Origin of the sequence: Rhodopirellula europaea 6C, assembly GCF_000338295.1 — a bacterium.
Taxonomy (GTDB): Bacteria; Planctomycetota; Planctomycetia; order Pirellulales; family Pirellulaceae; genus Rhodopirellula; species Rhodopirellula europaea.
In genome coordinates this window covers 1-641 of record NZ_ANMO01000156.1, presented here as the reverse complement: position 1 = coordinate 641, position 641 = coordinate 1, and the positions used below count along the sequence as shown (strand labels likewise).

Here is a 641-nt window from a genome sequence, read left to right as displayed (position 1 = left end):
CGCCCACGCAGATAGATGCATCTCAAACTGATCGCTAGCGTTCCGAGCAAACGTTGGGACCCATGCCGCGAGCTTTCAGCAGATGGGCGTGGTGGCTGGGTCTTTTCTCAAGTCAACGTCGACCGCTTGATTTCCGACTATGACGACTACTACATGCTCTTCGGTCTTGGCGTTCTAGCCGCGAATGCAATGCCAAACGATTACGTGGAACAGACCAAGCTCATCGCCCGCATGGGCAACGATGTAGTCGGCACTGACGTCCTAACGTGGAAGCATCCAAACTCGATGTGGGGAATTCACGATGGTGACGCAATCTTTGAATGGGCGCAGTTGATCGCTTTGGATCCTGAACGCGACGGGATGATTTCTGTTTCAATTGACGCGAAGATCAAGTCTCAAGACGACTGGTTACCCGTAGATGGCAATGCGTACTGCAGAATCACGAGATCGTCAGAATGCAAAGTCGAAGCTCGCTTTGTTCCTTCATTTTGGTTTACAATCAAGAACACGTTTCGCAAACCGTTTTGGCCCAACGGAACCGAGAGTTAAAATGGGGCGAACCATGCGATGAACCGAAGTCGCGGAGTCGTCGTTTTTGACAATGGAAAATCAATCGCCGCGACTCGGTTATCGCGGACGTT

General features: G+C 51.3%; 1 protein-coding gene. It reads left to right on the top strand.

The annotated features are described in order from the left end of the window. Positions 1 to 15 precede the first annotated feature (15 nt). Positions 16 to 549, top strand: a complete 534-nt coding sequence (locus RE6C_RS16550; RefSeq protein WP_008658302.1) for a hypothetical protein — start codon at positions 16 to 18, stop codon at positions 547 to 549. The last annotated feature ends 92 nt before the right edge of the window (positions 550 to 641 follow it).